7 protein-coding genes are annotated in these 12370 nt (G+C 67.7%); 5 read left to right on the forward strand and 2 right to left on the reverse strand.

Annotated features, from left to right (window positions below; translation table 11 throughout):
* Positions 1–40 precede the first annotated feature (40 nt).
* Entirely contained in the window at positions 41–1408 is a 1368-nt protein-coding gene (locus A5696_RS09735) for an NAD(P)/FAD-dependent oxidoreductase (RefSeq protein WP_067877076.1), read from the forward strand.
* A 50-nt stretch (positions 1409–1458) separates the two neighbouring features.
* Here the strand turns inward: A5696_RS09735 and A5696_RS27015 are convergent, their stop codons facing one another.
* On the reverse strand, positions 1459–6123 hold the full coding sequence (locus tag A5696_RS27015; protein WP_197516936.1) for a GAF domain-containing protein: 4665 nt from the start codon (positions 6121–6123) through the stop codon (positions 1459–1461).
* Between the two features lie 254 nt (positions 6124–6377).
* Between A5696_RS27015 and A5696_RS09745 the strand changes: the two genes are divergently transcribed.
* Together A5696_RS09745 and A5696_RS09750 are read left to right on the forward strand one after the other, a co-directional pair.
* On the forward strand, positions 6378–7922 hold the full coding sequence (locus A5696_RS09745) for an adenylate/guanylate cyclase domain-containing protein (protein ID WP_067877082.1): 1545 nt from the start codon (positions 6378–6380) through the stop codon (positions 7920–7922).
* Between the two features lie 9 nt (positions 7923–7931).
* Complete coding sequence (locus tag A5696_RS09750) at positions 7932–8900, forward strand: amidohydrolase family protein (RefSeq protein WP_067877085.1); 969 nt, start codon at positions 7932–7934, stop codon at positions 8898–8900.
* Between the two features lie 88 nt (positions 8901–8988).
* Here A5696_RS09750 and A5696_RS09755 read toward each other — a convergent pair whose 3' ends face one another.
* Positions 8989–9219, reverse strand: coding sequence for a hypothetical protein (locus A5696_RS09755; protein WP_067877058.1), 231 nt, complete (start codon positions 9217–9219; stop codon positions 8989–8991).
* Positions 9220–9637: 418 nt separating this feature from the next.
* Between A5696_RS09755 and A5696_RS09760 the strand changes: the two genes are divergently transcribed.
* Positions 9638–11026: an NAD-dependent succinate-semialdehyde dehydrogenase gene (locus A5696_RS09760; RefSeq protein WP_067877061.1), complete on the forward strand. Its 1389-nt coding sequence runs from the start codon at positions 9638–9640 to the stop codon at positions 11024–11026.
* 37 nt (positions 11027–11063) lie between these two features.
* The coding region (locus A5696_RS09765) for an alpha-keto acid decarboxylase family protein (RefSeq protein ID WP_067877064.1) at positions 11064–12370 on the forward strand (1307 nt) is incomplete at its 3' end.

The raw sequence follows: 12370 nt of genomic DNA on the forward strand, positions 1-12370 counted from the left end.
TGCGTGGCGCGCAAGCCGTGCCGAGCGAGTGCAACGCGAGATGGCGACCGAAGAAAGTAGCGAAGGAAGTGATGTGGCGGTGGAACAACGGCATCGCGTTGTCGTGATCGGCTCCGGGTTCGGCGGGCTCACCGCCGTCAAGGCGCTCAAGCGCGCTGCCGTCGACGTCACGATGATCGCCCGCACCCAGCACCACCTGTTCCAGCCACTGCTGTACCAAGTGGCGACCGGCATCATCTCGGAGGGCGAAATCGCCCCCGCCACCCGGGTGATCCTGCGCAGGCAGAAGAACGCCAAGGTGTTGCTGGGCGACGTGTTGCACATCGATCTCGAAGGCCGCCAAGTCATTTCCGAGGTCCTCGGCCGTCGCTACACGTGCGACTACGACACATTGATCGTCGCGGCGGGGGCGGGCCAATCCTATTTCGGCAACGACCATTTCGCCGAGTTCGCGCCCGGCATGAAGACCATCGACGACGCGCTGGAGTTGCGCGGCCGCATCCTCGGGGCGTTCGAGCAGGCGGAGCTCTCCAGCGATCCGGCGCACCGGCAGAAGCTGTTGACCTTCACCGTCGTGGGTGGCGGTCCGACGGGTGTGGAGATGGCGGGCCAGATCGCCGAACTGGCCCGCGAGACGCTGAAAGGCTCCTTCCGCAACATCGACTCCGCCACGGCGCGGGTGATCCTGCTGGACGCCGGGGATGCGGTGCTCCGACCGATGGGACCCAAACTCGGCAGGAAGGCACAGGACCGGCTGCAGAAAATGGGCGTCGACATTCAGCTGGGCACGGTCGTCGTCGACGTCGATCGCGATGGCTTGACGGTGAAGGATGCTGACGGGACCGTCCGGCGCATCGAATCGCAATGCAAGGTGTGGTCGGCGGGCGTATCGGCCAGCCCGTTGGGCCAAGACATCGCCGACCAGTCCGCGGCTGAGATCGACCGTGCCGGCCGCGTCAAGGTGCTGCCGGATTTGTCGATTCCGGGCTATTCGAACGTGTTCGTGATCGGCGACATGGCCTGCGTGGAAGGCGTGCCCGGCATGGCCCAGGGCGCGATCCAGGGCGCCAGGTACGTGGCGAGAGTGATCAAGACGGAACTCAAGGACGCCGACCGCGCAGAACGGAAGCCGTTCACCTACTTCGACAAAGGATCGATGGCCACGGTGTCGCGGTGCTCAGCGGTGGCCAAGGTCGGCCCGATCGAGTTCGGCGGGTTCGTCGCCTGGTTGGCCTGGCTGTTCCTGCACTTGGTGTACCTGGTGGACTTCAAAAGCAGGACCACGACATTGGTCTCGTGGATCCTGACGTTCTTGAGCACGCGTCGCGGCCAACTGACGATCACGGAACGGCAGGCCACCGCCAGCGTCACGCCTCAACAGCTGGAGGACATGGCTGCGGCGACTTGAGACGAACAGGTTTCCGCCCGGCCCGTTCAGAAACCTTGCCTCACAGCGCTTTACACTGCTCGGTTGGTGCGGTGCGGGATGGTGATGTCGAGGGCGGTGCCCCCGCCCAGGGGGCTGGCCACACGCATCCAGCCGCCGAGCACCTCGATGCGGTCCTTGAGGCCGATCAGCCCGGAGCCCTTACCCGAGTCCGCCCCGCCGACGCCGTCGTCCGAGATGAGCAGGGTGAGGTTCATGTCGTCGGCGTGCGCACGCACCCTCACCTCGGATGCCTGAGCGTGCTTGGCCGCGTTGGTCAAAGCCTCCGCGACCACGTAGTACGCGGCGACCTCGACGGACTCCGGCAACCGGTGGTGGATCGCGACATCGAGGTCGACGGGCACCGACGAGCGACGGGCCAGCGTCTTGAGCGCCGCGGGCAGGCCACCGGTCGACAGCACCGCCGGATGGATGCCCCGGGAAATCTCCTGCAGCTCGGTGAATACGTCGGTCAAACCCGAAACCGCCTCGGAAAGCTCGTGTTTCAGGGCCTCGGACTCGGGTGGCACCGACTCCTGCGCGAGACGGAGTTTCAGGCCCAGGGAGACGATCCGTTGCTGGGCTCCGTCGTGGATGTCTCGTTCCAGGCGGCGACGGGCGTCGTCGGCGGCCGCCACGATCCGGGCCCGCGACGCGAACAGCTCCTCGCGGGTGGTCGCGGCCGCGATCGCCGTCGCCACCAGTTCGGCGAATTCGACGATGCGAGCTTCGGTGTCAGGCGGCAAGGGATCGTGTTCGGTGGTGGCCACCACGGCCAACCCCCACAGCCGCTCGTCCACCACGATCGGCGCCCCGATCCGCGACCTGACACCCAACTCCCGAACGCGCTCGGCGATGGGGCCGGCAGCGCCCTCCCAGCTGTCCATCCGCGCCGCGCGCCGCGAACGCAACACCCTCGCGGCGACGTTGTCGCCCTCGGTGCCCAGCCGCTCCCCCACCTCCAAATGCGCCACTCCGGGCGCCGCATGGGAGGCCACGACGACGATCGCCGCGCCGTCGTCCTCGAAATGGAGCACCTCGGCGCTCCCCACGTCCAGGCAGTCGGCCATCTCCTCGGCCACCGCCGAGAACACCTCCGCCTGACTGACCCCCTGCGCGACCAGCGTCGCCACCCGCCGCAGCGCCGTCTGCTGCCTGGCCAGCACGCTCAGGTTGTCGGCGAGCTCGCGCAGGCTGTCGCGGCTGGCCTGCAACGCAGATCTGGTGGCGGCGTTGGCAATCGAGGTGCCCACCAGATCCGCGAAATCCGCCATGCGCGACTCGGTGTCGGGCGGCAAGGGTCCCGCGCGCGACGCCACGCCGACCGCACCCCAGACATGGCCACCGACGACGACGGGGACCGCGACCATGGATTGGATGCCGAGCTCGCGGATGTAGGCGGCCGTCGAGCCGGCCGCACCGTCGTGGGTGTCCATGCGGGCAGGCCTCCCGGTGCGCAGCACCATCGGCGCGACGTGGTCACCGCCCAGCGAGAAACGCTGGCCGGCCGTCGGCGCACTCATGTCCAACTCCTCCACGCGCCCGACTGCCTCCACGACCACGTCGTCACCGTCGAAACGAATCACCGTCGTGTTGTAGACGTCCAGGCATTCCCCCAGCTGCTCGGCGACCGCGGTGAAGACCTCGGCGGGCTCCGCCTCGCGGGCAACGAGTTCGGCCACCAGGCGCAACGCCGTCTGCTGGCGGGCGAGGTCGCGCAGGCTGTCACGGCTGGCTTGAAGTTCAAACCTGGTGGCGGCGTTCGCGATCGACGTGGCCACCAGATCGGCGAAGTCGGCCATGCGCGCCTCGGTGTCGGGCGGCAGCGGCTCGTCGCGCGACGCCGAGGCGAGCACGCCCCACACCTGTCCGCCCACGGTGATCGGCACGCCGACCATGCACCGCACCCCGATGTCGCGGATGCGCGCTGCCGACGCGCCCGCCGCATGGTCGTGGCTGTCCATTCGGGCGGGCCGACCGGTGCGCCGGATGATCGGCGCGATGTGGTCGCCGGTCAGGGGGAACCGCTCGCCGATCGCCGGGGGGTTCGGCAGATCCGGCTCGGTGCGGCCAAGAGCCTCGATGACGATGGCATCGTCGTCGAACCGGCCGACGGTTGTGTTGTAGACGTCCAGACAGCCGGCGGTTTCCTCGGCCACCGCCCGAAAAACCTGACGGGGCTCGGCCTCGCGCGCCACCAGTTCGGCCACCCGCCGCAGCGCCGTCTGGTGTCGTGCGAGGTCGCGCAAACTGTCGCGGCTCGCCCGAAGCTGGTCCCTGGTAGCCGCGTTGGCGATCGCGGTGGCGACCAGGTCGGCGAAATCGGCTATCCGGGCTTCGGTCTCAGGAGGCAGCTTCGTCCGCGCCGCGACCGCAAGCACTCCCCACAAATCCGAGCCGACGACGATGGGGACACCAACGACTGATTGAAGGCCGCCCTGACGGATGCGTGCGGCCCATGCGCCCGAAGCGTTCTCGTAGTCATCGATTCGTGCCGGCCGACCGTCTCGCCGAACCATTAGAGCGATGTTGTCCCCCTCTATCACGAACCGTTCCCCCACCACCGGAAGGTTCGGCATCTCGGAATCGGCGCGCGCGACGGCCTCCACGATCGTCGCGTCGCCTTCGTAGCGGACCACCGTCGCATTGTGGACGTCGAGGATGCCGGCAATTTCCTCCGCGACCGCGTGGAACACCGCTGCCGGCTGCGCCTCACGCGCGACCAGTTCCGCCACCCGGCGCAAAGCCGATTGGCGTCGAGCGAGCTCGCGCAAGCTGCTGCGGCTGGAATCCAGCTGCTCGCGCGCCGCCGCGTTGACTATCGCTGTCGCGACCAGATCGGCGAAGTCGGCGATGCCCACCTCGGCGTCGGCCGGCAGCGGATCGTCCCGTGAGCCCACGGCGGCCACGCCCCACAGTTGTTCACCGACCATGATCGGGACTCCGACCATCGATTGGATGCCCATCTCCCGCAGGCGTGCCGCCGAAGCACCCACCACGTGCTCGTGGCAGTCCACCCGAGCGGGTCGTCCCGTGCGCCGCACGATCGCGGCGACGTCGTCGCCGTCGAGCGGAAACCGCTCGCCCACCGCCGGCGGATTGGGCAGGTCGATCTCCGGACGCCCAAGCGCCGCAATGACGATGTCATCGCCTTCGTAGCGACTCACCGTCGCGTTGTAGACGTCCAGAATGTTGGCCATCTCCTCGGCCACCGCGTTGAACACCTCGGCGGGCTCCGCATCGGAGGCGACCAGTTCGGCCACGCGCCGCAACGCCGTCTGATGGCGGGCCAGCTGACGCAGGCGATCGCGGCTGGCGCGCAGGCGTTCCTGGCTGGCATCCAGTTGCTCGCGCGTCGCGCTGTTGGCGATGGCGGTGGCCACCAGATCCGCGAAGTCCGCGATGCGCGCCTCCGAATCGAACGACAGGGGCTCCCGCTCCGCGGACGTGGCCGAAAGCATTCCCCAGACCCGGCCATCGACGATGACCGGAACGCCGAACGCAGTACGGACGGCGCCCCCTTGGCTCGTCGGCTCTCCCGTGCTCAACACCTTCGACAGGAGTTCGTCGTCCGCCACCGCCAGGCGGGCCCCGTCCGAGACCTGCGACATCCCTGCCCCTTGCCGGTCGGCGAGGATCGTGGCGGTCCCGTCGTCGTCGTAGCGGGACAGCCGCGCATCCGCCACGTGCATGCACTGCACCATTTCGCGGTAGGCGGCGTCGAAAACCTCCACCGGATTCGCCCCCCGCGCAATGAGGGTGGCCACCCGCCGCAACGCCGCCTGGTGCTCGGCAAGCTCACGCAGGGTGTCGCGGCTGGCTTCGAGCATGATTCGGGTTTCGCGGAGCTGCTCTTCTTCTTCGCGTTGCGCGGTGACATCCCGGCCGACGGCGTAAAACAATCCCCGATGTGGCGTGACGCTCCATTCGATCCATCGGACGGAACCGTCGCGGGTGGTGGCCCGATTCTCGAAACGAACCGGTCCAAGGCCATTGGAGAGGTCTTTTATCTGGTCGCTCAATCGATCCATGTCTTCCGGCGGCACCAATTCGAACGGCGCTGGCGCCAACTCGTCCACGGTGTAACCCAGGGCCTGTTCGAAGGCCGGATTGACGTCGAGGAGTTTGCCCCGGTCGGAAATGACCATCAGGTCGGAGGTCAATTCGAAGAACTGTTCCAGGCTGTGACGGCCCCCGACAGCACTGTCGTTGGCCCGGTCGCCGGCGGCGGTGAGTAAGGCCTCCAGGGTGGGGAGCACCCGGAGCAGGCGCCTGCGCGTCGCGCGGGGCAGATCATGCGGCACCTCGAATGCGCCGAACGGCACGCCGTCCAGGTGCAAGGTGATCGTCCCCGGGCGGTCGTCGCCGGCCGCCTCCGCCGAACTCACGGACCTGAACCGCAAGCCGAAGGTGGCTGCAAGGTGCCGGCCCGCTTCCCGGGCGGCGGACGATAGATCGCCTGCGCGGGAGACGATGTGAGCCAACTGGGACAACAATTCGGCCTCGCGGCGGCGATTCGCGCCCGCCGAAACAGCGGCCGCCGCGGCGGCCCCGAAGTTGCCGATCACAATTACGCCCAACAGAACCGCGTAGACCACGCCGATCGGGTCCTCCGGTCCCACTTGACTGAGGAGAACGACCAGCGCGATTTCGATGATCAAGAATCCAGCCGCGGCGGTGACCACAATCCCGGGCACCGAAAGTGCCCGCGGCCAAACCGACGGGTTGGCGCGCGCAGCCATTGACGTGCGGACAAGGCGCCGACGGCCGGGCGACATCTTTTCAGTATGTATCGTTCCGACGTTCGGCAAAGCCCCCGTCGCGGCTTTTGGAATTCCTCGCCGCCCCGCCCGGTATTGCGTGGCGGCCGAGCAGATCAGCCCTCGGCAAAGATTTTCCGGTAATGGAATTGGCGGTGACGGCTACGGCACGGCCGCAGTACGCTCATCCGGTGGCGGATACGTCATACGCATCCTGCGGCGATTTGAGCCTTGCGTATCAAGTGTTCGGCGACGGGCCGATCGAGCTGGTCCTCATCCCGCCGTACGTCAGCCACGTCGAGCTGTTCTGGACGCTGCCCGAATACAAGGCGTTCTTCGAGCGTCTCGGCACCTTCTGTCGCGTCGTGGTGTTCGACAAGGCCGGGGTCGGGTTGTCGGACCCGGTCCCGAAGGTCCGATCGGTGGACGATCGAGCCGCCGAAATCGAGGCCGTCATGGACACGGTTGGCTTCGAGAAGGCCGTCCTCCTCGCGTTGAGCGAGGGTGGCCCGGCGGCCATTGTCTGGGCGGCACGCCGACCGGAGCGAACGCGGGCGTTGATCCTGCACGGCACGTACGCCACCTTGGGCGGCCTCGAGTGGGACGACCTGGATCGCAGCCCGGAGGAGGTGCGGGCGCGTATCGTTCGCGAACTCGGTGACGAATACACCCCGACGATTCAGCAGCTCGAACGCTGGCAGGACTTCGGCGACGCCGTCCGCTCGGATTGGGGCGACGGTCGGGCGGTCAAGTGTCTGGTGCCGTCGGTTCGGTCGATCCGCCAGCTCGGAATGATGGAGCGGATGTGCGCGAGCCCCGGAATGGCACGGGCGACCGTCGAGGCGTCGTTCGGCATCGACGTGCGACCGATCCTGCCGACCCTCAACGTCCCAACGCTCATCGTCCACGCCCGAGGGGACCTCGGGGTGCCGGTGCAGTACGGGCGATACCTCGCCGACCACATCTCGGGGGCGCAATTGCTCGAGGTCGAGGGCGTGGACCATGCGCCCTGGTTCACCGAGCCCGAAAGGACCACAACGGCGATCGAGGAGTTCCTCACGGGCACCCATGCAGCGCCGCCGCGGTCACGTCGTGCCCTGCGCGCCGTGCTGTTCACCGATATCGTCGCCTCGACGCAGCACGCGGCGGCGGCGGGCGACGACCAGTGGCGTGCGGTCCTGCAGCGCTTCGACGAAGTGATGCGCGAACTCACCCAAGGGTTCGAAGGCACGGTGGTCAAGAGCACCGGCGACGGCCACCTCGCCACCTTCGACGGCCCGACGCAGGCGATCCGGTGCGCCGAGGCGTTGCGCGCCGAGGCCGAGACACTCGGCATACGAATCCGTTCCGGCATCCATACGGGCGAGTGCGAACTGCTCGACGGGGACATAGCCGGGATTGCGGTGCATGTCGCCGCGCGGATCCTGGGGCAGGCCGGCGCCGGCGAAATCCTCGTCTCCCGCACCGTCCGTGACCTTGTCATCGGCTCGGGCATAGGCTTCGACGACCGCGGCAGCGTCGAGTTGCGAGGAGTGCCCGGCACCTGGCAACTGCTGGCGGTCGATCCGCGCGGTGCCAGGGCGGGAACGGTTGAGGCCGCGCTGGCGTCAATGCCTACCCCCGGCCCACGCACCGCGATGCGCCCGTCGGACCGCGCCGTGGAGGTCGTGGCCAGGCGGGCACCGTGGCTCCTGCGCGGCATGGCAGTCCTGACCAAGAGCACCGACCGCAAATGAGCACAGATGATGAGTGATTCCCGCCGTCCCGGTTTCGTCGACGTCCACGCTCATTTCGTCACGAACTGGTACGCCGACCTGGCCAGCGCCGCCGGACATCGACTGCCCGACGGCATGCCGACCTGGCCCAGCTGGTCGGTGGAAACGCACCTGGAACTGATGGACCGTTCCGGCATTGACACCGCGGTGCTGTCCGTCTCTTCTCCAGGTGTTCACTTCGGTGACGACGCCGCCGCGCGGGTGTTGGCGCGCCGGCTCAACGAGTTCGCCGCTGACATTGTGCGCGAACATCCGCGGCGCTTCGGTTTGTTCGCCACCCTTCCGTTGCCCGACGTCGACGGCGCGCTGGCCGAAATCGAATATGCTCTGGGCTCTTTGGGCGCAGACGGGGTCATTGTCGAGAGCAACTTCGACGGCACCTACCTCGGTGACGCACGACTGGAGCCGGTCTTCGTCGAACTCGACCGTCGCGCCGCCGTTGTCCTGATCCATCCCACTTCGCCGGTGTGCTGGCAACAGAGCGCCCTCGGCCGTCCGCGCCCAATGATCGAATTCATCTTCGACACCGCGCGAACCGTCACCGACCTGCTCTTTGCCGGTACCTTCGAGCGCCACAACCGCATTCAGGTCATCGTCCCGCACTGCGGCGGCGCTCTACCGGTGATCGCCGACCGGGTCAACGGGTTCATGAAGCTGGCCGGACACGTCGACGACGGCTCGACCGACGCGATCACGATCCTGCGCCGCCTGCACTACGACACCGCCGGCACTGCGTTCCCCCGCCAGATCCCCGCGCTGCTGAGCCTGGTCGACAGCGACCGCCTCCTCTACGGCAGCGATTACCCGTGGACACCGGCGCCGGTCGCCGAGCTCCACACCGCCGTCTTCACGAACACGCCCGGACCCACCGGCACAGCCGGCTGGCGGGCGGTGACGACCGAGAACGCGCACCGGCTAATGCCGCGGCTGGCCCGATGACGCGAGCGTAGCGAGTCCGGATCGCACCGCAGCGATGCCATGAAAGTCGCAAGCCCACAGGAACACCGCTCAGAGTGCCGTCGAAGGATCAGTTGACACAGATGGTGCCGTTGAAATGCGTGCCGTCGCCGGTCAGGCATCCGTTCGGCGGATCCTTGGGCAAGCCCGGCGGCAGGCAGTTCTGCCGGTAGTTGTCCCAGTACCAACCCTGGGGACAGTCGGCCGAATTCTCCGAGGCGTCCGTTGCCAACAGCGGCGCCAGGCCCAGCCCCACCATGGCGACCCAGGCCGCTGCCAAAGCGATTTTGAAGTTCCTCATCACGCTGATCTCCCTTGTGCTCGAATTGCGATTCCCAGCCAGAGGCGTTACCGGGCGCGAACCGCCCCTCCCGAGTGTCGCCGCCGGCGCCGGTTGAGAGCTTCCTGCCAGCCCCAGACCAGCCCACCGGCCAGCACCAAATTCGGCGCCGTCAGGTTCGCTGCGCGAATCTCGTTGGCACGCATCACGATCCTGACGAATCGTCAGAATTCAAACCACCGGCCGAAATACCTGCTGGCAGGTATGCCCGTTTGGCGGTGGCCGTAACGACACGCTCCTGCCCGGTCAGCATGCTGATTACAGCACCGCGCAGGCAAGGAGCTGCGCGGAAGCGCTTGCGTCAAGCGAAGTTTCAGAGCTAGGCGACTACGTCCACAGCGCCGGCCATCAGCCGGCGCCTGAAAATGGAGGAACAACCATGGCATACCGGACCGTCAACCCGTACAACAACGAGGTTGTCGCCACCTTCGACGAGCTCACCGACGCGGAGGCGATGAACCTGCTCGCCCAGGCGCAGAAGACATTTGAGTCCTGGAGCCAGACGTCCTACGCCGAGCGCGCCGCGTTGTGCCGGCGCGCCGCCGCCGTCCTCACCGAGCGGCCCGACGAGTTCGCTCGCCTGCTGACGCTGGAGATGGGCAAGCTGTACAGGGAGGCGCTGGGCGAGGTGGCGCTGAGCGCGCACATCTTCGCCTACTACGCCGACAACGCCGAGAAGTTCCTGGCGCCGGAGCGCATCGACACGATCAGCGTCAACGACAACGCGATGCTCGTCAGCCAACCGCTCGGGGTGATCCTGGGCGTGCAGCCGTGGAACTTCCCCTTCTACCAGCTGGCGCGCGTGGCGGCCCCGAACCTGATGGCCGGCAACGTGGTCATGGTCAAGCACGCCTCCAACGTCCCCCAGGCCGCGGCGGCCTTCGAGCGGTTGCTGCTGGAGGCGGGTTTCCCTGAGGGCGCCTACACCAACCTGTTCGCGACCAAGGAACAGATCAACATGCTGATCGACGACCCGCGGGTGCGCGGAGTGTCGCTGACCGGCAGCGAGGGCGCCGGCAGCGTCGTCGCGGCCCGGGCCGGCAAGAACCTGAAGAAGTCGACCATGGAGCTGGGCGGCTCGGACGCGCTGATCGTGCTGGACGACGCCGACCTGGACAAGACCGTCCCGTGGGCGGTGTGGGGCCGGATGAACAACGGCGGGCAGTGCTGCGTGGCCTCCAAGCGGATCATCGTCGCCGAGGAGATCGCCGACGAGTTTTTGGAGCGGTTCTCCGCCGCACTCGGCGAGCTCAAGGCCGGCGACCCGTTCGACGAGGGGACGACCCTGCCGCCGATGTCGAGCCAGGGTGCGGCCGACGAGCTGAACGACAAGATCAAGGCCGCGGTCGAGGCCGGCGCGACGGCCATCCCGCTCGGCGTGCCGGTGCCCACCACGGGTGCGTTCGTGCAGCCGACGATCCTGACCGACCTGACCCCGGACAACCCCGCGTACTACCAGGAGTTCTTCGGGCCGGTGGCGCTGTTCTTCCGCGCTACGAGCGAGGACGACGCCGTACGGCTGGCCAACGACTCGCACTTCGGGCTCGGCGGTTCGGTGTTCACCCAGGACCCGCAGCGTGGCGTCGAGGTGGCCAAGCGCATCGAGACCGGCATGGTGTTCGTCAACCACCCCACCTGGACCAAGCCGGACCTGCCGTTCGGCGGCGTCAAGCTGTCGGGCTACGGGCACGAACTCTCCGGCATCGGCATTGCAGAGTTCGTCAACAAGAAGCTGATCAACGTCGTGCCGATCGACGCGCCCGAGTAACCAATCCCCGAGTGGCTCAACGCAAAGGAAGGCAATCATGGCTGACTTCACCGTGGGGAAGTACCTCGCGAAACGGTTCGAGCAGATCGGGCTGAAGCACTACTTCATGGTCCCCGGGGACTACAACCTCGTCCTGCTCGACGAGCTGCTGGAAAACGAGAACGTCGAGCAGATCGGCTGCTGCAACGAGCTCAACGCCGCCTATGCGGCCGAGGGCTACGCCCGGGTGAACGGCGTCGGTGCGGTGCTCACCACGTTCAACGTCGGGGCGTACTCGGCGCTGAACGGGGTGGCCGGCGCCCACGCCGAACGCCTGCCGGTGATCATGGTGTCCTCGAGCCCCAACACCAACGACGCGGGTGAGAACCACATCCTGCACCACACGGTCGGCACGCACGACTTCACCGCGCAATACGAGGTGTTCCGCCAGGTGACCTGCGCGGCGGTGCGCATCCAGCACCCGGACAACGCACCGGCGATGATCGACGAGGCGATCAGCGCGGCGCTGCGCGAACGGAAGCCCGCCTACATCGAGATCCCGTGCAACCTGTCGGCCGCGCCCTGTGCGGCGCCGGCGCCGTTCTCGGAACTGCCGGCGTGGCAGCCGAGCAACGCTCGGATGCTGGCCGACGCCGTCGCCCGCGCGACCGACCTCATCGGCCGGGCGAAAAAGCCAATCCTGTTGGCGGGCGTGCACCTTCGCGCCTACGGTGCGATCGACGCCTTCCGTGAGCTCGCCGAGGCGCTGGGGTGCGCGGTGGCGGTGATGCCGAACGCCAAGGGGTTCTTCCCGGAAGACCACCCGCAATATGCCGGGATCTACTGGGGCGAGGTGAGCACCCCGCAGTGCCAGGCCATCGTCGACTGGGCCGACCTGATCGTGGCCGCCGGTCCGGTGTTCAACGACTACACCACGGTCGGATACAGCGCCATGCCGCCGCGCAAGCGGATGATCAACGCCGAGCCCCGGGTGGTGCGCTTCCCCGACGCCGAGTTCACCGGCGTGGCGCTGGCGGACTTCCTGTCCGACCTCGCCAAGAAGGTGGCGGCCAACGACGCGACCCTGACTCAGTACAAGCGCCTGCGGGGGACGGCATCGGAGGCGCCGCGGCCGGCGGCCGACGACCCGTCGGCGCCGCTGAGCCGGGTCGAGATGTGGCGCCAGATCGAGGAAGAACTGGACTCCGACACCACCCTGCTGGTGGAGACCGGCGACTCCTGGCTCAACGGCATGTACACGCGGCTGCCCGGTGGCGCGCGGTTCGAGATCGAGATGCAGTGGGGCTCGATCGGCTGGTCGGTACCCGCCAGCTTCGGCTACGCGATGGGCCTCGAGGACGACCG

Source organism: Mycobacterium sp. E2699 (assembly GCF_001666745.1).
Classification (GTDB): domain Bacteria; phylum Actinomycetota; class Actinomycetes; order Mycobacteriales; family Mycobacteriaceae; genus Mycobacterium.

What these genes read in the sequence shown, in the direction of transcription:
- A5696_RS09735 (WP_067877076.1), top strand. Translation starts at nt 41, where the DNA reads ATGGCGACCGAAGAAAGTAGCGAAGGAAGTGATGTGGCGGTGGAACAA.
- A5696_RS09750 (WP_067877085.1), top strand. Translation starts at nt 7,932, where the DNA reads ATGAGTGATTCCCGCCGTCCCGGTTTCGTCGACGTCCACGCTCATTTC.
- A5696_RS09755 (WP_067877058.1), bottom strand. Translation starts at nt 9,219, where the DNA reads ATGAGGAACTTCAAAATCGCTTTGGCAGCGGCCTGGGTCGCCATGGTG.
- A5696_RS09760 (WP_067877061.1), top strand. Translation starts at nt 9,638, where the DNA reads ATGGCATACCGGACCGTCAACCCGTACAACAACGAGGTTGTCGCCACC.